This is a genomic window from Streptomyces sp. NPDC007929, assembly GCF_042959065.1.
GTDB lineage: Bacteria > Actinomycetota > Actinomycetes > Streptomycetales > Streptomycetaceae > Streptomyces.
Genome location: NZ_JBIBKD010000001.1, coordinates 827,101 through 845,321, shown reverse-complemented (window position 1 = coordinate 845,321; position 18,221 = coordinate 827,101). Strand labels below are relative to the sequence as shown.

General features: G+C 73.7%; 19 protein-coding genes. 13 read left to right on the top strand and 6 right to left on the bottom strand.

Features of this window, described 5'->3' with window-relative positions; genetic code table 11:
* Positions 1 to 11 precede the first annotated feature (11 nt).
* Together ACFZDE_RS03875 and ACFZDE_RS03870 are read right to left on the bottom strand one after the other, a co-directional pair.
* Complete coding sequence (locus ACFZDE_RS03875) at positions 12 to 200, bottom strand: hypothetical protein (protein WP_390990256.1); 189 nt, start codon at positions 198 to 200, stop codon at positions 12 to 14.
* 108 nt (positions 201 to 308) lie between these two features.
* Positions 309 to 1,787, bottom strand: coding sequence for an aminotransferase class I/II-fold pyridoxal phosphate-dependent enzyme (locus tag ACFZDE_RS03870; protein WP_391197088.1), 1,479 nt, complete (start codon positions 1,785 to 1,787; stop codon positions 309 to 311).
* Between the two features lie 234 nt (positions 1,788 to 2,021).
* Here ACFZDE_RS03870 and ACFZDE_RS03865 point away from each other — a divergent pair, with 234 nt between their 5' ends.
* The 3 genes from ACFZDE_RS03865 (at position 2,022) to ACFZDE_RS03855 (ending at position 4,444) form a co-directional block, all read left to right on the top strand.
* Positions 2,022 to 3,197: an amidohydrolase gene (locus ACFZDE_RS03865; RefSeq protein WP_391197087.1), complete on the top strand. Its 1,176-nt coding sequence runs from the start codon at positions 2,022 to 2,024 to the stop codon at positions 3,195 to 3,197.
* Positions 3,198 to 3,260: 63 nt separating this feature from the next.
* Positions 3,261 to 3,794 (top strand): DoxX family membrane protein, encoded by a 534-nt coding sequence (locus tag ACFZDE_RS03860; protein WP_391197084.1) that lies wholly within the window; start codon positions 3,261 to 3,263, stop codon positions 3,792 to 3,794.
* 86 nt (positions 3,795 to 3,880) lie between these two features.
* Positions 3,881 to 4,444, top strand: a complete 564-nt coding sequence (locus tag ACFZDE_RS03855; protein WP_390990266.1) for a hemerythrin domain-containing protein — start codon at positions 3,881 to 3,883, stop codon at positions 4,442 to 4,444.
* A 99-nt stretch (positions 4,445 to 4,543) separates the two neighbouring features.
* Here ACFZDE_RS03855 and ACFZDE_RS03850 read toward each other — a convergent pair whose 3' ends face one another.
* Positions 4,544 to 5,509, bottom strand: coding sequence for an NAD-dependent epimerase/dehydratase family protein (locus tag ACFZDE_RS03850; RefSeq protein WP_391197082.1), 966 nt, complete (start codon positions 5,507 to 5,509; stop codon positions 4,544 to 4,546).
* Between the two features lie 184 nt (positions 5,510 to 5,693).
* On the bottom strand, positions 5,694 to 6,221 hold the full coding sequence (locus ACFZDE_RS03845; protein WP_391197080.1) for a hypothetical protein: 528 nt from the start codon (positions 6,219 to 6,221) through the stop codon (positions 5,694 to 5,696).
* A gap of 1,108 nt (positions 6,222 to 7,329) precedes the next feature.
* On the opposite strand from ACFZDE_RS03845, the gene ACFZDE_RS03840 reads away from it, so the two are divergent.
* Together ACFZDE_RS03840 and ACFZDE_RS03835 are read left to right on the top strand one after the other, a co-directional pair.
* Positions 7,330 to 7,953, top strand: coding sequence for a hypothetical protein (locus tag ACFZDE_RS03840; protein WP_391197464.1), 624 nt, complete (start codon positions 7,330 to 7,332; stop codon positions 7,951 to 7,953).
* The gene (locus tag ACFZDE_RS03835) at positions 7,950 to 8,483 is read left to right on the top strand and encodes a hypothetical protein (protein ID WP_390990277.1); all 534 of its coding nucleotides are present in this window, start codon (positions 7,950 to 7,952) and stop codon (positions 8,481 to 8,483) included. Before ACFZDE_RS03840 ends, ACFZDE_RS03835 begins: the two co-directional genes overlap by 4 nt.
* Before the next feature lie 15 nt (positions 8,484 to 8,498).
* Here ACFZDE_RS03835 and ACFZDE_RS03830 read toward each other — a convergent pair whose 3' ends face one another.
* On the bottom strand, positions 8,499 to 8,822 hold the full coding sequence (locus ACFZDE_RS03830; RefSeq protein WP_390990279.1) for a hypothetical protein: 324 nt from the start codon (positions 8,820 to 8,822) through the stop codon (positions 8,499 to 8,501).
* A gap of 155 nt (positions 8,823 to 8,977) precedes the next feature.
* On the opposite strand from ACFZDE_RS03830, the gene ACFZDE_RS03825 reads away from it, so the two are divergent.
* Positions 8,978 to 9,832 (top strand): fructosamine kinase family protein, encoded by an 855-nt coding sequence (locus ACFZDE_RS03825; protein WP_391197078.1) that lies wholly within the window; start codon positions 8,978 to 8,980, stop codon positions 9,830 to 9,832.
* Positions 9,833 to 9,836: 4 nt separating this feature from the next.
* Here the strand turns inward: ACFZDE_RS03825 and ACFZDE_RS03820 are convergent, their stop codons facing one another.
* On the bottom strand, positions 9,837 to 11,495 hold the full coding sequence (locus ACFZDE_RS03820; protein ID WP_391197076.1) for a catalase: 1,659 nt from the start codon (positions 11,493 to 11,495) through the stop codon (positions 9,837 to 9,839).
* 146 nt (positions 11,496 to 11,641) lie between these two features.
* Between ACFZDE_RS03820 and ACFZDE_RS03815 the strand changes: the two genes are divergently transcribed.
* The 7 genes from ACFZDE_RS03815 to ACFZDE_RS03785 all read left to right on the top strand — a co-directional run bounded on the left by ACFZDE_RS03815 (position 11,642) and on the right by ACFZDE_RS03785 (position 18,119).
* Complete coding sequence (locus tag ACFZDE_RS03815; protein WP_391197073.1) at positions 11,642 to 12,292, top strand: hypothetical protein; 651 nt, start codon at positions 11,642 to 11,644, stop codon at positions 12,290 to 12,292.
* A gap of 313 nt (positions 12,293 to 12,605) precedes the next feature.
* A complete protein-coding gene (locus tag ACFZDE_RS03810) occupies positions 12,606 to 14,285 on the top strand; it encodes an ATP-binding protein (RefSeq protein ID WP_391197071.1) in 1,680 nt (559 codons plus the stop codon).
* Complete coding sequence (locus ACFZDE_RS03805; protein ID WP_142166142.1) at positions 14,282 to 14,704, top strand: roadblock/LC7 domain-containing protein; 423 nt, start codon at positions 14,282 to 14,284, stop codon at positions 14,702 to 14,704. Before ACFZDE_RS03810 ends, ACFZDE_RS03805 begins: the two co-directional genes overlap by 4 nt.
* The gene (locus ACFZDE_RS03800; RefSeq protein WP_391197068.1) at positions 14,701 to 15,063 is read left to right on the top strand and encodes a DUF742 domain-containing protein; all 363 of its coding nucleotides are present in this window, start codon (positions 14,701 to 14,703) and stop codon (positions 15,061 to 15,063) included. The genes ACFZDE_RS03805 and ACFZDE_RS03800 overlap by 4 nt, the downstream gene beginning before the upstream one ends.
* Positions 15,035 to 15,661, top strand: a complete 627-nt coding sequence (locus tag ACFZDE_RS03795; RefSeq protein ID WP_391197067.1) for an ATP/GTP-binding protein — start codon at positions 15,035 to 15,037, stop codon at positions 15,659 to 15,661. Before ACFZDE_RS03800 ends, ACFZDE_RS03795 begins: the two co-directional genes overlap by 29 nt.
* The gene (locus tag ACFZDE_RS03790) at positions 15,658 to 16,896 is read left to right on the top strand and encodes a cytochrome P450 (protein WP_391197066.1); all 1,239 of its coding nucleotides are present in this window, start codon (positions 15,658 to 15,660) and stop codon (positions 16,894 to 16,896) included. The genes ACFZDE_RS03795 and ACFZDE_RS03790 overlap by 4 nt, the downstream gene beginning before the upstream one ends.
* Complete coding sequence (locus ACFZDE_RS03785; RefSeq protein ID WP_391197065.1) at positions 16,893 to 18,119, top strand: cytochrome P450; 1,227 nt, start codon at positions 16,893 to 16,895, stop codon at positions 18,117 to 18,119. Before ACFZDE_RS03790 ends, ACFZDE_RS03785 begins: the two co-directional genes overlap by 4 nt.
* Positions 18,120 to 18,221: the final 102 nt, after the last annotated feature.

The window sequence follows — 18,221 nt, the reverse complement described above, 5'->3', positions numbered from 1 at the left end:
CTGCTCCTACCTCAACCCTTCTTCGGACGGGGGGTCGGCGGCGACAGCACCAGCCTGAAGTCGCCGGCGTTGAGCGCGGCTCCCAGGCACTCACGGCTGTCGCGGTAGACGCCGTCGACCTCCATCGGGTCGAGTGCCGCCTCGATGTCGACACTCGGGACGCCGGTCAGTTCCTCGGTGAACTGTTCCTTGGAAGGCATAGCACCATCTCCTTGAGCGGAAGCGAGTACCTTCACCTTCCGGATCACCGATATCGGGCAAAGCATGCCAACTTTCCCAGAATTCACTTAAGTCACTTCTTCAACATCTCACCCACGAGCCTCCACGCCGCGTGCCACCACGCGCAGGGTGCGCACCGAGGAGTCGGCGGCATCCGGGATCAGCACGCCGTGCTCGGCACCGCTGCGCAGGTAGTCCAGCACCGCGTCGGTGATGACCTCGCCGGGTGCCACCACGGGGACGCCGGGCGGGTAGGGGCTGATGGTCTCCGCGGCGATCCGGCCCGCCGCCCGCTCGGCGGGCACATGCTCGACCGGGGCGAAGAACGCATCCCGGGGCAGCATGGCCTGCTCCAGCTCCAGCGCCGACGGGTCGGGCAGCCGCACCGGCGGCCGGCGTTCGACGGAGTCCGCGTGCTCGACGAGCGCCCGCAGGGCGTCCAGCAGGACCTCCTCGGTCTCGTCGTCGTCCGCGTGGGTGATGGAGGCGCTGATGCGGCAACTGTCCGAGCCGCCGACGTCCACGTGACGGTGGGTGCGCAGCCACTCCACGGCCTGCATGCCGCTCATGCCGAGGGTGCGGACGTCGATCACGATCTTGAGCGGATCGAGATCGGCGGCGAGACCCTCCTCCACGATCTCCCGCCCCATGGGCCGCAGCCCCGGCAGGTCGGCGACCGCCGCCCGGATGCGACGGGCACGGCGGATCGCCCCGTCCAGGAGTTCATGTCCCTGTTCGACCATCTGGCGGCGCCAGCCGTCGAGCGTGGCGTAGACGAGGGAGGAGGCGCTGGTGGTGCCGAGCAGGTCCTCGCGCTGGGCGAGGGCCTCGGGTGACACGCGGTCGTACTGGAGGTGGAAGACCGAGCTCTGCTCCACCGCCCCGCCCATCTTGTGCACGCTGGTCACCACCAGGTCGGCCTCGGCGTCCATGCCCCAGGCGGGCAGGTCGGGATGGAACGGCAGATGGGCGCCCCAGGCCTCGTCGACGATGACCGGCACGTCGAAGGCGTGACACACCCGGGCCACCCCCTCGACGTCGGCGCAGGAGCCCCAGTCGGTGGGCGTGATGAGCAGCATGCCCTTGGCGTCCGGGTGTTCCTCCAGGCACCGGCGGACGTCCTCGGGCTCGGGCGGGTGGGCCAGATGGCGCTCGGGGTCGAATTTCGGGTGCACCCAGACCGGTTCGACGCCGTTGACGATGACGGCCGCCACGACGGATTTGTGCGCGTTGCGCGACAGCAGCAGCTTCTCCCCCGGACCGGCCGTGGCGAGCATGGCGGTCTTCACGGACAGGGAGCTGCCGCAGGTGGAGAAGAAGGCGTGTTCGGCGCCGACCGCGTCGGCCATCAGCTCCTGGGCCCGGCTCAGCACCCCCTGTGACTGGCGGCGGTCGTCGAGTCCGTTGAGGGAGAGCACGTCGGAGCGGAACACGTCGAGGCCGACGATCTCCGCGACCCGTGGGTCCGCTCCCCTGCCCTGCTTGTGACCGGGCGGTCCGTAGGCGATGTCGCCTCGGCGCCGGAAGTCCTCCAGCGCCTCCAGCACGGGCACGCGCGAGTGGTCCATGGTTCCTCCCGGATCCGGCCCGCGCGAGCCACCGCCGCGACGTCCACGCTGTCGTGCCCCCGCGGGTACACCGACCGTGTTGACCCCGGGCACGGGACGAAACGCGGTGGGTGGCATGGTGCCCGGGGCGTGTCAGGGCGCTCGGGTGTGAAACCCGGCCGGAACGAAGCGGCACCGGTGGCGGGGCCCGTCCCCCGCCCCGAAGCCGACCCGGCACCGGTACCGAGGAGCCCCGTGACCCGTACGACCGACGCCGTGCACCGGGCCGTCCGCGCACGGGTGTCGGCGCGGGCCGGCGCTCTGTGGGAGGTGGCCCGGCGCCTGCACGCCGACCCCGAGCACGCCTTCGCCGAGCACCGTGCGGCCGCCCTGCTCTCCGGCGAGCTGGAGCACGCCGGGTTCGACGTGGAGCGCGGCGTGGCGGGGATGCCGACGGCGTTCACCGCCCGCTCCGGCCGGGGCCGGCCCGCGGTGGCGCTGCTGATGGAGTACGACGCCCTGCCAGGCCTCGGTCACGCCTGCGGCCACAACCTGATCGCGGCCTCCGGACTGGGCGCCGCCCTGGCGGTGGCCGCCGTGCCGGAGGCCGCCGCCGGGACGGTGCTGGCGGTCGGCACGCCCGCCGAGGAGGGCGGCGGCGGCAAGGCCCTCGAGGTGGAGGCCGGGGTGTTCGACGACGTCGACGCCGCGCTGATGTTCCACCCCGGGGTGTACAGCTGGGCACGGGCGCCGCTGACCGCGCAGGTGCAGTACCGGGTGGCCTTCCACGGCCGGGCCGCCCACCCCACCGGCAGTCCCACGGAGGGCGTCGACGCGCTGGCCGCGCTCGTGGAGCTGTTCAACGTGCTGGCCGTGCTGGGCCGCCGACTGCCGGAGGGTTCGCATGTGCAGGGCATCGTCACGCACGGCGGCACGGCCACGAACATCGTCCCGGAGTACGCCGAGGGGCTGTTCGGGCTGCGCGCGGCGACGACGACCGCGCTGGCGGACCTGACGGAGCGGCTGCGGGTGTGCGCCGACGGGGTGGCCCGGGCCACCGGCACCACCGCCGAGGTGGAGCGGGCCACCGTGCGCTACGAGCACTTCCGCGACAGCGAGGTGCTGTCCGAACGGTTCGCCGCGCATCTGGCCCGGGACGGCATCGCGCTGTCGCCCCCGGCGCCCGGCGTGTTCCTGGGCTCGTCCGACATCGGCAACGTCAGCACGCGGGTGCCGGCCATCCACCCGTTCGTCGCGATCATGGGCGAGCACGGCTCCGACCACACCCCGGAGTTCGCCGAGGCGGCCGCCTCGCCCCGGGCCCGCGAGGTACTGCTCGCCGCGGCCCGGGCGCTCGCCTGCACCGCCGCCGACGTGCTGCTGTCCGGGGAACTGCGCGACGCGGCGTGGGCACGGCACCGGGCGGGGTGACTGGTTCGGCTCCGGATGGGGAACCCGTCGAGCGCTGTACCCACCGACTCCCTGGAGAGGGCCATGAGTCTGTTGCGTGTGCTCGGCCGCCCCATGCTGGCCTCGATGTTCCTCGCGGGCGGCATGAGCTCCGTCCGCGATCCGAAACAGGTCGCCGACGCCGCCGAGCCTGTCGTCCAGCCCGTCACCGAGCGCATCCCGGCGCTGCCGGACCGCACCGAACAGGTCGTACGGCTGAGTGGCGCCGTACAGGTCGTCGCGGGGCTGATGCTGGCCACGGGCCGTGTGCCGCGCCCGGCCGCGCTGGCCATCGCGGCCACGCTGGTGCCCACGACGCTGGCGGGGCACCGCTTCTGGGAGGCGGAGGACCCCGAGGAGCGGGCCCAGCAGCGCATCCACTTCTTCAAGAACATGTCCATGCTCGGCGGGCTGCTGATCGCGGCCGACGACACCGGTTCCCGCCCTTCGGTGGTGTGGCGCGGCACGCACGCGGCCCGCGGTGTGCGCCGCGACGCCGGTCTGGTGCGCCGCTCCGTGCGCGCCACCGCACGGCCGGCCGCCACGGCCGGGCGTCTGAGGGCCAAGCTGCCCCGCTGAACCGCCGGTACGGCCACCGGCCGGACGGCTGGACCGCACGTTACCCCCCGTGGGCCGGGGGGACCCGAGCGCTGGAGGTGAAGGACATGGGACACGGAGGAAACGTCATCGACGAGCTGGTGACCGATCACCGCGAGGTCGAGGAGATGTTCGGCAGGATCGAGGCCCTGCCGTCCGGCCACCAGGACCGCAAGGTGTACGCCGACCAGGTCACGATGGAACTCGTGCGGCACTCGGTGGCCGAGGAGGCCTACCTCTACCCTGCCGTACGCGAGCACGTGGCGGGTGGGGACGCCCTCGCCGACCAGGAGCTCAAGGACCACGCCACGGCCGAGCAGATCATGAAGGACCTGGAGGGCTGTGACGCGGGCGACGCCGACTTCGACCGGCTGATGGGCATGCTGATGAGCGAGATCCGCTCGCACATCGCCGACGAGGAGGGCAATCTCTTCCCGCGGCTGCGGCAGGCGTGTCCGATGGACGCGCTCAACGAGCTGGGCGACAAGGTGCGCAAGGCGAAGAAGACCGCCCCGACCCGGCCGCACCCGGCCGCCCCCGACAAGCCTCCGGCGAACAAGCTCCTGGCTCCGGGCGCGGGGATGGTGGACCGGCTGCGTGACGCGCTGAGCGGCCGGGGCAAGTTCGAGTAGCCCGGTCAGCGTGCTGTGCGGGGTCCGTCGCCGGAAGGTGACGGGCCCCGTTTCGCGCCCGTCGCCCAGGGAGGGCCGGCGGGCGTGCGTCTCACGACGTCAGTCCTGGGTGCCGGCCTCGCGGAACCAGGCGATGGTGCGCCGCAGCCCCTCCTCGGCACGCACCTGCGGCTCCCAGCCGAGCTTGTCGCGGGCCAGCGTGATGTCCGGGCAGCACACGGCCGGGTCGTCCGCCGGGCGGTCGATGTGGCGGATCTCCGAGGAGGACTCGGCGAGTTCGACGACCAGGCGGGCCAGGTCGAGGATCGTGATCTCCGTCGGGCTGCCGATGTTGACGGGGCCGGGCATGCCGTGGGCGGCGGCGGCCAGGATGCCGCGCACGGCGTCGTCGACGTAGGCCAGCGACCGGGTCTGGCGGCCGTCGCCGGTCACGGTGAGCGGCTCACCGGCGAGGGCCTGCCGTACGAAGGTCGGCACCGCGCGTCCGTCCCGGCCGCGCATCCGGGGGCCGTAGGTGGTGAACAGCCGCACGATGCAGGTGTCGGTGCCCCGTGCGTCGGCGTGGGCGGTGGTCAGCGCCTCGCCGAAGCGCTTGGCCTCGTCGTGGACGCCGCGCGGGCCGACCGGGTCGGCGTTGCCCCGGTAGCGCTCGTCCTGGGGGTTCTGCTGCGGGTCGCCGTAGACCCCGGAGGACGAGGCGAGGACGAAGCGGGCGCCGGCGGCGTGCGCGAGGTTCAGGGCGTTGCGGGTGCCGGTGCTGCCGGTCTCCAGGGTGTGCAACGGCAGGCGCAGGTAGTCCGCCGGGGACTCGGGCGAGGCGAAGTGCAGGACGAGGTCCGGTGTTCGTTTGAGGCGCAGTTCTTCGGCGACGTCGGCCTGGACGAGGGTGAAGCCGGGCTGTTCGAGCAGCGGCGAGATGTTCTCGGGCCGTCCGCTGCTGAAGTCGTCCACACAGGTGACGGCCGCGCCCGCGCCCAGCAGCGCGGCGCACAGGTGGGAGCCGAGGAACCCGGCGCCGCCGGTGACGACGGCGTGTTCCCAGCTGTGCGAGGGGGCGGTGGTCATGTCGGCTCTCCTCCGTCGGCGGCGCGGCACGACTGCCGCCCCGGGCCGGCGAACACGGGCCCGAGGGCCGTCGAGCCACGCTCAGCCTCCGCCCGCCGCGCGGGCAGGGCACGGTCGCGTACGGCAAACCGGTGAGTCACGGAGGGTGAGAGGCGCCGGGTCGGGCGTGGTCGCGCGGTGGGAGTCAGGCGATCAGCGTGCGGCCCGGGTTCAGCCGGTCGAGGAGCTGGGCCTGGTGCAGATCGGCGACGGGGGCGAGCAGATCGGGGTGGCGCAGCAGGGCGGCGGCGTTCCGGTCGCTGTCGTCGGGGTCGACGAGCCGGCGGAACTCGGCCCGGGTGCCGGTGCTGTGGCTGCCGTCGGCGAGGGCGGCCACGGCCCGGGCCGCCAGCTCCGGGTCGGTGAGCAGGCAGGCCGCCCAGCTGGCCACGACCTCGTCCACCCAGGTGCGCCAGGCGTGCGCGTCCGGGTCGTCGCCGAGGGCCGCGTCGGCGCCGGTGACCCAGTCGAGCCGCCCGGAGCCGCCGGGACCGGAGACGCAGAGGAGCGCGGCGTCCATCGCCGTCGGGTACCTGAGCCAGGCCGCGACCGTCACGGCCTGCTGGGCCTGGACCTCGCACAGGGCGCAGGCCAGCGCACCGCCGGAGGCGGGGAAGGCGCGGGTCAGCCACTGGGCGGTCGCCGCGATGACAGGGGAGAGATCTGCGTGCACTGCCGGGCCGTCCGGGGGGAAAGGGGCGGGGATCTGGTCGTAGACGGTAACCGCCCCTTCCCGCCCCCGGACGTGACGAGGACCTCGTCCAGAACGTGGCCTCGGCCACATCGCCGCCCGGCTAGGACGGGCTCGGGCGCTCCCGACGGCCCCGGGCCGAGGCGGATCCCGGGTTCTCGACGCAACCGGACCGGGGACGCACCCCGGGGCTCTCACCGGAACCGCGCCGGAGACGGACCCCGGCATTCCCGACGCAGCCGGGCCGGGGACGCACCCCGGCTCCTTCGGCGCAGCCGGGCCGGGACGGATCCCGCACTCTGACCGGAACCGGACCGGGGACGGACCCGGGGCTCTCACCGCAACCGCGCCGGAGACGGACGGACCCCGGCACCCTCCACGAACCCCTGCCCGGGGACTGCCCCCAGCCCTCTCCACCAGCCAGGCCTGGAACCGGCCCCGCCGCTCTCGACGCAACCGGACCGCGACGCACCCCGGAGCACTCGCCGCAACCGGACGAGGGACGGACACCGGAGCACTCGACGCAACCGCGCCCCAGACGGACCCCGACACCTCCCATAGACCGCCGCCCGGGGACAGGCCCCAGCCCTCCCCACCAGCCAGGCCTGGAACCGGCCCCGGCGCTCTCGACGCAACCGGACCGGGACGCACCCCGGAGCACTCGACGCAACCGGACCGGGACGGACCCCGGGGCTCTCGACGCAACCGCGCCGGAGACGGACCCCGGCGCCCTCCACGGAACCCGGCCCGGGACAGGCCCCGGTCCTCTCCACCAGCCGGGCCTGGGGCCGGACCCGGCGTTTTCGGCGGAGCCGGGTCGGCGGCGTGCCGTGCCGTATCGCCTCGCCGAGAGCCGTCGGCCGTACGCCGACCCGGGCCGACCCGCGGGCGGCAGCACGGCGCCCCTCGGCCTCGGCCGCCCGGGGCCGCGAGCCCGTCCTCCTGGGCGGTGTCGCGGGTCGGCCCGGGTGCCTGCGCGCGGCGGCCGTTTCGCCGCAGGGGCGCCGGGCACCCGGCCCGCGTGCTCTCTCACCGACCCGAATCCGCAGGTCCGGCCGCGCGCGCGGACGGCCGGGCGCCAGTCCGGGCGCTGCGTTTCGACGGCTGGATCGCCGGGATCGGCACGGCGTCCGGCGTCCGTGTGGTGCTCGGCCACTGGCCGCGCTCGCCGCTCGGGCCGTTCAGCGACGTGATGGTCGAGGCGGCCGACGGACACCGGACGCTGCTGGCGCCGACGCGCGAGACGGCCGACTTCGTCGCCGGTACCTACGTCTTCGACGAGGTGCGCCTCGTACCGGTCGAGGTGCGGGTCTGCGGCCGCCGGTACTGGACGGTCACCGCCCCGCCGCTCCACCTGCGGTTCGCCACCGGCCGCCGGGGCCTGCCGGGCCTCGCGCTGCGGGCGGTCCCTGGCGCGCTCGCCGCCCGCCCGGGCTGGATCGCGCTGTGGGACCGGCCCGCCCGTCTGCTGCTGGGATCGCACACCCACGCCGGCGCCCGGGCCGGACGGCACCAGTGGTACGGCGCCCGGGACCTGCACCCGGTCACCTCGGCCACCGCCACCTACCGGGGCGACAGCCTCGGCGCCCTCGCCCCGGTCGAGCCCCCGGTGCGCTTCGGAACCGGCTCGACTCCCCGCCGTCCCTGCCTCGTACGGATCACCACGACGGTGGCCGTGGGGCAGGACCGGAGTACGACAGGAGCTGCGTCATGACGGAACAGCGAGCGGATTCCCCGGACGCCCGGCGTGCCCCGGCCACCGACACGTCCCTGCTCGGCATCTACCTCAACGACCATCTCGCCGGTGCCACCGCCGCGACCGCCCGGGTACGCCATCTGCTGCGGTCGTGCGGTGGTACGGCGCTCGCCGACGCGCTGGCCCCGGTCGCCGCCGGGATCGCCGAGGACCGGACGAGCCTGCTGCACATCATGCGGCGCCTGGACGTGCCGGTGCGCCGCTACAAGGTCTACGCGGGCCGCGCCGCCGAGCAGGTGGGACGGCTGAAGAGCAACGGCGCCCTGGTTCGGCGCTCTCCGCTGAGCACGCTGTGGGAGCTGGAGGCGCTGGCGCTGGGGGTGGAGGGCAAGCTGGCGGGCTGGGAGACGCTCCGCGACCTGGCCGCCACGGACACCCGGCTCGACCCGCGGCAGCTCGACGACCTCATCGAACGCGCCGGGCGGCAGCACGCCACGCTGGAGGGGTTGCGCCACAAGCAGGTCGTGGTCGCCTTCCGCGGAACCTGACGAACGGGCCCCGGCTCACCAGAACCTGCTGCTGAGGGCGGGTTGGTGGGCCAGTTGCACGGCGTCGCGCAGCCGCAGCGCGACGCTGATGGTGGCACGCAGGGCGGACGGGGGGACGCTCTGGGCGGTCTCGGTGGCGAGGACCAGCAGGCAGGCCGCCGCCTGCTCGACGACCGGGACGGGCAGGGTGAAGTCGTTGTCGGCGGCCGTGCGGAACGCCTTCAGGGGGATCGCGACGCCGTCGATGGCCCGGTGCGCGGCCTGCTCCAGATGCTGTGCGGCCTGTTCGCACACGGGGGCGGGCAGGGCGATGGTGCGCTGGAACGGTGAACTCGTCATGCCCCACTGCTTCCCCGGCGGTGACCGGTTCTGTCGGCCCTCGGCGGGATTTCACCGCCCCGCGTGACCGGCGCGTGGTGAACGTCCGCCGCAGCGGGAACCGGTCGCCGTCGTACGGTGGGTGCCGGTCGGCACGGCGCTGAGAGGGAGTGCGTATGACCGCCCGTGCGGAGGTCGTGGCCCGGCTCACCGGCCGGGCCGTCAGGGATGTCAGTGCGCTGTCGGGGGCGCTCGCCGAAGTCGCCCTGGACGACGGGCGGGTCGTGGTCGTGAAACGGTCCGGCACGCCGGGCGCCGCGCGGGCCGAGGCGGCCGGGCTGCGCTGGCTGGCCGCGGCGGGCAGCGTACGGGTGCCGGCGGTGCACGGCGTTGAGGAGGGCTGGCTCGTCATCGACCGGGTTGCGCCGGGGCGCCCGGACCCACGGGCGGCGGTGCGGTTCGGCCGGGAGCTCGCCGCGCTGCACGCCGCGGGGGCGCCCGCGTTCGGCGCGCCGCCGCCGGACGGGCCGGTGGACGCGTTCATCGGGCTCGCCCCGATGCGCAACGAGCCCGCTACCGACTGGCCGCACTGGTACGCCGAGCAGCGCGTGCTGCCCTATCTGCGGCGGGCCGTCGACCAGGGCGTCGTCCGGGCCGGTGAGGCGGTCGAGGTGGAGCGGCTGTGCGAGCGGCTGCCGGAGCTGGCGGGGCCCGCCGAGCCGCCGGCGCGGCTGCACGGCGACCTGTGGAGCGGCAATGTGCTGTGGGCGGCGGACGGGAGGGTGTGGCTGATCGACCCAGCCGCGCACGGCGGGCATCGCGAGACGGATCTGGCGATGCTGCGCCTCTTCGGCTGCCCGCATCTGGAGCGGGTGCTGGAGGGCTACCAGGAGGAGGCGCCGCTCGCCGGGGGCTGGACGGAGCGCGTCGGCGTGCACCAGCTCTTCCCGCTGCTGGTGCACGCCGTGCTGTTCGGCCGGGGCTACGCCGAACAGGCCCTCGCGGTGGCCCGTACGGCGTCGGCGGGGTGAGGGGTCAGCGCGTGACGACGTGCCGTGTGTCGGGGACGCAGTGGGTCATGGTGAGGCCCTCCACGTCGCGCGGCTTGTTGTTGCCCAGGTCGGCCAGGCGTTCCCGGTCGTCGTCCGTGAGGTCCTGGCTCGCCAGCGGTTGCAGGGAGGCGACGTCCTCCGGTGTGATGCCCAGACCCTCCCCGACCCGCAGGCCGAGGTCGTTGTCGGCCAGGAGGAAGTGCCAGACCATGCGCTCCTGGATCGGCCGGTCGCACCCGGAGAGTTGACCGATGAGGTTCCTCACCAGGTCTTCACGCTCCCAGTCCTCCAGCAGCTGGTAGCGCTGACCGGCCTGGAGGTAGTCGTTGGTGCGGGGGATGCGCGCACGGGTCAGCCGGCCGTGGATCTCGGGGCCCTGCTCGTCGAGGGTCGGGTAGCGGGCCTCGCGCAGGCCACCGTTGATGGACGGCTCGTAGTTGACCTGGGGGTTCTCGCCACCGCCGTCCACGTAGTGGGCCATCTGGCCGTCGCGCTGGTTGGTGCGCACGGCCGCGTTCCTGGCCTGGTTGACGGGGAGCTGGAGGTAGTTCGGGCCGACCCGGTAGCGCTGGGTGTCGCTGTAGGAGAAGGTGCGGCCGACGAGCATCTTGTCGTCGGAGAAGTCCAGGCCGTCGACGAGGACGCCGGTACCGAAGGAGATCTGCTCGTTCTCGGCGAAGAAGTCCTTCGGCATCCGGTCGAGCACCATCCGGCCCACAGGCAGGGGCGGGAAGTCCTGCTCGGGCCAGGTCTTGGTGTCGTCCAGCGGGTCGAAGTCGAGCTCGGGGTGGTCGTGGTCGTCCATCATCTGGACGAGCAGCTCCCACTCCGGGTGGTCACCGCGGGCGACGGCCTCGTACAGGTCCTTGGTGGCGTGGCCGAGGGTGTCGGCCTGGACGTTGGCCGCGTCCTCCTCGGTCATGCTGCGCACGCCCTGTTTGGGCATCCAGTGGTACTTGACCAGCTTGGTCTCGCCCTCGGCGTTCACCCATTTGTACGTGTTGACGCCGAAGCCCTGCATATGGCGGTAGTCGGCGGGGATGCCGCGCGGGCTGAACAGGTTGACCAGCATGTGCATGGCCTCGGGCGTCTGCGACATGAAGTCGAAGATGCGGTTCGGCTGCTGCTCGAAGGTCACCGGGTCCGGCTTGAGGGCGTGGATGACGTCCGGGAACTTGATGGCGTCGCGGATGAAGAAGACGCCCAGGTTGTTGCCGACGAGGTCCCAGTTGCCGTCCTCGGTGTAGAACTTGACGGCGAAACCACGCGGGTCGCGGGCGGCCTCCGAGGAGTCGCGGCCGCCGATCACGGTGGAGAAGCGGACGGCGACATCCGTTCGCTTGCCCCGTTCCTGGAACAGCTTCGCCCGGGTGTAGCGGCTGATCGGCTCGTCGCCCCAGGTGCCGTACGCCTCGAAGTGCCCGTATGCCAGGACACCGCGGGCGTGCACGACGCGTTCGGGGATGCGTTCCCGGTCGAAGTGGCTGATCTTCTCGAGGAACTGGTAGTTCTCCAGCGTGGCCGGGCCGCGGGCGCCGACGGTGCGCTGGTTCTGGTTGTCGTGGACCGGATGGCCCTGGCGGTTGGTCAGTACCTCGCGTTCGTCGCCCGGTGCGGGGCCGGTACCGGATACGTCCGTCATAGGGGTGGGCTCCTTCGGCTCGGGGCCGCTGCCGACCGGGGTCGGTGCCGCGCGCGGCGCCCGGCCGGTCCTGGCGGGACGGGCCGGGTACCCGGAGGCGCCGAGTCACTCACATGTCAGGGGATGGCAGGGTGAGAGCCGGCATCGTGGCATCCGGGAGCGATAACGGCAGGAGGAGCGCCATACGGAACGTCTACTGGATCGGCGGCGGCAGCGGCGCGGGCAAGTCCACGATCGCCCGCCGCCTGGCCGACCGGTACGGCTGGCGCCGCTACTCGACCGACGACGTGATGGCCGACCACGCGCGCCGGACCACCGCCGACGAGGCGCCGTTCCTGCACGCGTTCATGGCCATGGACATGGACGAACGGTGGGTCGACCGGTCGCCCGGGACCATGCTCGAGACGTTTCACTGGTTCCGGGGCGAGGCCTTCGAGCTGATCGTCGAGGATCTCGCGCGGATGCCGGGGCGGACGCCCGTCGTCGTCGAGGGGTTCCGCCTGCTGCCCCACCTGGTGGAGCCGCTGCTCGACGGCCCCGGGCACGCCGTCTGGTTGCTTCCCACCCCTCGATTCCGCCGGCTCGCGTTCACCAGCCGTGCCACTCCGGAGGGCGGGTTCACGCGGCGGACCCGTGACCCCGCGCGGGCCGATCGGAACCTCGCCGCACGGGACGCGCTGTTCACGCGGCGGCTGCGCGAGGAGACCGCGCGCCGGGGACTGCCGGCCATCACCGTGGACGGCACGATGACGACGGACGAACTCACCCGGCGGGTCGGCGAGGTCTTCCGCCTCTGAGACCAGCGGAAGGCCCGGATCCTTCACGCGTCCGGGCCTGTCGGGACGAGGCACACAGCCCGCGCCCATCCCATACGGCGACCACCCGTACGGCGCCGGACCGGGCGGTCAGACCCAGACGCACCGTCAAGTCCCGCCTCCTGTACGGCAATTCAGACAGTTGCCCCGGAAGCCCACAGACCCCGATCACTTTCGGAACGAAGTGGCACTCCACCGTGCGAGACCGGTCGATGACGGTGTGTACTGTGCTGCGGGTGGTTCGCCAGAGCCCCTCCGATCCCGCCCTGCCCGACTCCCTCCTGGAATCGACTCGATGATCGAAGTACCGGACCTGGCCGTCGGCGCCCTCGCCCTCGGCACACTGTCCGCGTTCGCCCTCGGCGGCGGGCTGTTGCGCTCACGACGGCACCTGGCCGCGCAGCGCGCCAAGACGGCCGCACTGCGGGCGCAACTCGACGGCACCTCACGGACGTTCACCTCCGAGGTCGAGCATCTGGCGGCGCGCCGACTGCCCGCCGCGGCCCGGCGGACCGCGCATCCCCACGTCACCGTGCCGGGCCCGCTGAACCCGCAACTGGCGGGCGCGCCCCTGGGTCTGGCCCTGGATCAGGTGCTGAACGGGCTGCACGCCGAGCTGGCCGCGCAGCGCACCCGGATCGACGCGGCGGCGCAGGCCGGGATGCGCGGGGCCACCCGGGAGATCCAGGCGGCCCTGTACCGGCTGCAGGACGCCCTGCGCGGACTGCAACAGCGCTACGACGATCCCGAGTTGGCGCAGACCCTGTTCGAGCTGGACCACGAGAACGAGCAGTCGCTGCGCCGTGCGCAGATCGCCGCCGTGGTGTGCGGGGCCTGGGTGGGACTCGCCCGGGAGGAGTCCCATCTGGTGGACGCGGTCACGGGCGGCCAGGCCCGGCTCGCGGGCTACCGGCGCGTCCGGGTCAGCAACCACCTGGACGCCGGTACGGCCCTGGTCTCCCACGCCGTCGAGCCGGTCGCCATCATCGTCGCCGAGCTGCTCGACAACGCGCTGCGGCACTCCGCGCCCGACACGGACGTCGTGGTCAATCTGGAGGCGGTCCACCACGGGGTCTGTGTCACCGTGGACGACGCCGGTCTGGGCATGACGCACGACGAACGGGCCCGGGCCCAGCGGATGGTCGCCGGTTCGGATCCGATCCTGCTGACCGAGCTCGGGGATCCGCCGCGCATGGGTCTCGCGGCGATCGGCCAGCTGACCCGGCAGTTCGATCTGTCCGTGGACGTGTCGTCCCCGTCGCCGTACGGCGGGGTGCGAGCGGTACTGCGGGTCGACAGCCACCTGCTCACCCGCATCGACCCCGAGGAACTGCCGCCGGCGGCCAGCGCCCCGCGTACCACCCGCAAGGCGATACGGGCCTCCGGCAGCGGCACCGGCCCGACCCGGGCACCCGACGCCGCGCCGCCGCACGAGCCCGCACCCGCCCCGGCCGCAGCCGCCGTCGCGTCCGACGGCTCCCAGCAGCCCGCCGAGCCCGGGAACCCCGACCCGCTCCCCACCCCCGCCACCACTCCCCCGAGCCACGAGCACGAGCAGCGCCACGAGGACGACCCGCGCCCCGGGCACGGCGACGACCACGACTACGGCTCCGAGCACGCGTCCGGCGACGACTCACCGCTCCCCGGTCACCACGGCCCGCGCGAGAGCGGCGGCCTCCCCCAGCGGCGGCGCCGAGGCCGCGCGACGAGCCCCGCCGGTCCCGCCCCGGCCGAACCCGCGACGCCGCACCGCCCCGCCGCCGACGCCGCGCCCCAGCGCCGCCCCCGCCGCCCCGAGGAGTCCGCCGCCGCCCTCGGCGCCCTCCAGTCCGGCACCGCCGCGGCCCGTACCGCCGCCGCACCGAACACCACAGCCGTCCCAGCCGTATCAGACGGTGCCCCGGTCGCGACCACGGCCGACGGGACGCCCGAGGACACCGACAGCAACGACCACGAAGGGGGAACGGCTCGATGACCAGCCGCGCAGCGGGGGACACGGCATGGGTGCTCGAACCGGTCCTGGAGGTGCCGCACGTCGTGGCCGCCGTCCTGCTCACCCGGGACGGGCTCGTCACGGGCTACACCGACGCGCTGTCCCGGCCGTCGGCCGAGCGGGTCGCGGCCATCACCAGCACCGTGCAGGGCGCCTGCCGTACCGCGGCGGCGGCGTTCGCCGACACCGACCGGGCCGACATCCGGCAGGTCGTCATCGAGTCGGACCACGGCTATGTGCTCATCGTGCCGACGGACCACGGCACCTGCGTCGCCGCCTACGGCGACCCCGAGGTGCGCCTGGACCTGCTCGCCCACCGGGTGCACTCGCAGGTGGCGCGGCTGGGCGAGAAGGCCATGGCCGCCGGGCCCCGAGGTGCCGACGGCGACACACCGGCATGACCGGCCGCCGAAGCGGCCGGCCCCTGGTTCCCGCGTACCTGTCGACCGGCGGGGTGGCGCGGCCCAGCCGTGCCCATCTGGAGCGGCTGTCGGTCCTCACCGGCAGCGGTGAACAGGCCCCGGCGGAACTGCCCGCCGCCCAGGCGGCGCTGCTGGAGGAGCTGGAGTACGGGTCGCTGACGGTGCAGGAGGCCGCGGCCCTGCTGCGGCTGCCGGTCTCCGCGGTGCTCGTGCTGGCCGCCGACCTCCTCGACCGCGATCTGGTACTGGCCCGCGCGCCGATCCCGCCCGCCCGGCGCTTCGACCCCGACCTGCTGAAGAGAGTGGCCAATGGCCTCCGCGACCTCAAGCACCGTTGACGACCTTCCCGGCGCAAGGGACGTCCATCTTCCCGACACCGCCCAGGACTTGGTGAAGATCCTGGTCACCGGGCCGTTCGGGGTGGGCAAGACCACCCTGATCCGCTCGGTCTCCGAGATCCGTCCGCTGCACACGGAGGAGCAGCTCACCGAGGCGTCCGCGCAGGTCGACGACCTCGCCGGTGTGCGGGACAAGTCGACCACCACGGTCGCCATCGACTTCGGCCGGATCAGCCTGCCGGGCGACGTCGTGCTGTACCTGTTCGGCACGCCCGGCCAGGAGCGGTTCCGGTCGCTGTGGGACGACATCGCCTACGGGGCGCTCGGCGCGCTCGTCCTGGTGGACGCCCGCCGGATCGACGCCTCGTTCGACGTGCTGGGGCTGGTGGAGGAGACGGGGCTGCCGTACGCGGTCGCCTTCAACACCTTCCCGGACGCGCCCCGCCACCACACGCCCGAGCAGTTGCGCGCCGCCCTCGACCTGGAGCCCACGACCCCGATGGTGATCTGCGACGCGCGGGAGGCGAACTCCTCGATCGACGCCCTGCTCGCGCTGGTGCAGCACCTGATCGACCACCACCCCCCGGAGCCCCGGTGACCCACCCGTCCCCCGCCGAGCAGGCCTTCTCCCTCGCGGCGCCCGTCCGCCTGTGGGAGGACGGCTTCGCCCGCGACCCGAACTCCTACTACGCCGCCCTGCGCGCCCACGGCCCGGTCGGCTGGGCGGAACTCGCCCCCGGCGTCCTGGCGTACGTCGTCACCGACCGGCGGGCGGCGCTGGAACTGCTGCACGACACGGAGACGTTCTCGCACGACCCCCGGCCGTGGCAGGCGACCGTGCCCGACGACTCACCGGTCCTGGGCATGATGCGCTGGCGGCCCAACACCCTGTTCGCGGACGGCGGCGCCCATCTGCGCTACCGCACCTCGCTGATCGACGCCTTCGACCTGGTCGAGCCGCATGATCTGCGGGCCCGCGTGCACCGGGCGGTGCACCTGCTGGTGAGCCGGATCGGGCCGCGCGGCGAGGCCGACCTGGTGGGCGACTTCACCCGGCCGCTGATGGCGCTGGTGTTCAACAGCCTGTTTGGGCTGCCGGACAGCGCGAGCGACCGGCTCGACGCCGCCCTGGGCAAGCTGATCGAGGGCGGCGCCCAGGCGGCCGAGGGCGAGGCCGAGTTCGGCGGGTACGTGCTGGAGCTGATCGCCGCCAAGAGCGAGCAGCGGGGCGAGGACCTGCCGAGCTGGCTGCTGGACCACCCGGCGGGGCTGACCCCCGAGGAGGTCACCTGGCAGGTGTTCCTCACCCTCGGCGCGGGCCACGAGCCGACGGCCAACCTGGTGTCCAACGCGCTCTCCCGGATCCTCGGCAACCCGGCCTACTACTCGACGCTGACCAGCGGCGCCCGCCCCGTGACGGACGCCGTGCTGGAGGTCCTGCACCACGAGACGCCGCTCGCCAACTACGGCATCCACTACGCCCGTACGCCCGTCACCTTCCACGGCGTGTGGATCAGGGCCGCGGTGCCGGTGGTGATCTCCTACGGGGCGCTCGCGCAGGCCGCCGAGCAGGAGCGCGGCGCGGACCGCCACCCGTCGGACGCCTCGCACCTGTCCTGGTCGGCGGGCCCGCACGCCTGTCCGGTCAAACAGCACACGTTGCTCATCGCCACCGAGGCGATCGAACGGCTCACCCAGTGGCTGCCCGACCTCGAACCCGTCCTGCCCCGCGAGCGCCTGACGTGGCGGCCCGGCCCGTTCCACCGCTCGCTGACGGCGCTGCCCGTCCGCTTCAGCCCCCGCTCCCCCGACCAGCCAGGAGGACGACCGTGACCGTCACCGACCGCATCGCTCTGGACCCGTTCGGCGCCGACATCGCCGCCGAGAGCGCCCGGTTGCGCGCTCTCGGCCCGATCGTGCCGGTGGAGCTGCCCGGGGGCATCCCCGCCTGGGCGGCCACGCGCTACGACACGCTCAAGGAGCTCATCCTCGACCCCCGGGTCAGCAAGGACCCGCGGCTGCACTGGCGGCTGTGGCCCGAGATCGGCACACACCCCTCCTGGGCCTGGATCCTCGGCTGGGTCGGCGTGGTCAACATGCTCTCCACCTACGGCCCGGACCACACCCGGCTGCGCAAGCTGGTCGCGCCCAGCTTCACGCACCGGCGCACCGAGGCGATGCGGCCCCGGGTGGAGGCGATCACCTCTGAGCTGCTGGCCGCGCTGGAGACCGCCGACGGCGAGGTCGTGGACGTGAAGGCGGGCCTGGCCCACCCGCTGCCGATGCGGATGATCTGCGAACTGATGGGTGTGCCGGACGCGTTGTGGGAGGACACCGCGCGGCTCATCGCGGACATCATGGACACCACCGACACCAGCCCGGAGCACGCGGAGTCGGTGCAACGGCAGATCGGGACGGTGCTGCCCGCGCTGATCGCCCACCGGGCCGAGCACCCGGGGGACGACATCACCACCGAGCTGATCCGGGTGCGCGACGAGGACGGAGACCGGCTGAGCGACGAGGAGCTGCTGTACACGCTGCTGCTGGTGATCGGCGCCGGGTTCGAGACGACCGTGAACCTCATAGGCAACGCGACCGTGGCCCTGTTGCGCCGCCCCGAGCAGCTGGCGGCGGTGCGCGCCGGGGAGATCGGCTGGGACGCCGTGGTGGACGAGACGCTGCGCGTCCACCCGTCGATCGCGTCGCTGCCGCTGCGGTTCGCCGTCGAGGACCTCACCGTCGGGGGCGTCACGATCCCGGCGGGCGACGCCATCATCACCACGTACGCCGCCGCCGGGCTCGACCCCGAGCACTACGGGCCGGACGCCGACCGGTTCGACGCCGCGCGCGCCCGCGAGGACCATCTGTCGTTCGGGATCGGCGTCCACCGCTGCATCGGGGCGCCGCTGGCCCGGCTGGAGGCCCTCACGGCGTTGCCCGCGCTGTTCGACCGGTTCCCCGGCCTGAGTCTGGCCGAGGGTGACGGGGGCCTGCGGCAGGTGCCGTCGTTCATCGCGTTCGGCTGGCAGGAGATCCCGGTGCGGCTGCGGGGCTGACGCCCCTGGGGGCGCGCCGCCCGGCAGAGCCGCGCGCGGGAGCGCGACCGGTCCCCCGTTCCGGTCGTGCCCCCGCGGTAGTTGAACTTACGTCCATGGCCG

Bases quoted from the DNA above. Each gene is read 5' to 3' on its own strand.
- ACFZDE_RS03875 (WP_390990256.1), bottom strand. From the start codon at position 200: ATGCCTTCCAAGGAACAGTTCACCGAGGAACTGACCGGCGTCCCGAGT.
- ACFZDE_RS03870 (WP_391197088.1), bottom strand. From the start codon at position 1,787: ATGGACCACTCGCGCGTGCCCGTGCTGGAGGCGCTGGAGGACTTCCGG.
- ACFZDE_RS03860 (WP_391197084.1), top strand. From the start codon at position 3,261: ATGAGTCTGTTGCGTGTGCTCGGCCGCCCCATGCTGGCCTCGATGTTC.
- ACFZDE_RS03855 (WP_390990266.1), top strand. From the start codon at position 3,881: ATGGGACACGGAGGAAACGTCATCGACGAGCTGGTGACCGATCACCGC.
- ACFZDE_RS03850 (WP_391197082.1), bottom strand. From the start codon at position 5,509: ATGACCACCGCCCCCTCGCACAGCTGGGAACACGCCGTCGTCACCGGC.
- ACFZDE_RS03835 (WP_390990277.1), top strand. From the start codon at position 7,950: ATGACGGAACAGCGAGCGGATTCCCCGGACGCCCGGCGTGCCCCGGCC.
- ACFZDE_RS03830 (WP_390990279.1), bottom strand. From the start codon at position 8,822: ATGACGAGTTCACCGTTCCAGCGCACCATCGCCCTGCCCGCCCCCGTG.
- ACFZDE_RS03825 (WP_391197078.1), top strand. From the start codon at position 8,978: ATGACCGCCCGTGCGGAGGTCGTGGCCCGGCTCACCGGCCGGGCCGTC.
- ACFZDE_RS03820 (WP_391197076.1), bottom strand. From the start codon at position 11,495: ATGACGGACGTATCCGGTACCGGCCCCGCACCGGGCGACGAACGCGAG.
- ACFZDE_RS03810 (WP_391197071.1), top strand. From the start codon at position 12,606: ATGATCGAAGTACCGGACCTGGCCGTCGGCGCCCTCGCCCTCGGCACA.
- ACFZDE_RS03805 (WP_142166142.1), top strand. From the start codon at position 14,282: ATGACCAGCCGCGCAGCGGGGGACACGGCATGGGTGCTCGAACCGGTC.
- ACFZDE_RS03800 (WP_391197068.1), top strand. From the start codon at position 14,701: ATGACCGGCCGCCGAAGCGGCCGGCCCCTGGTTCCCGCGTACCTGTCG.
- ACFZDE_RS03795 (WP_391197067.1), top strand. From the start codon at position 15,035: ATGGCCTCCGCGACCTCAAGCACCGTTGACGACCTTCCCGGCGCAAGG.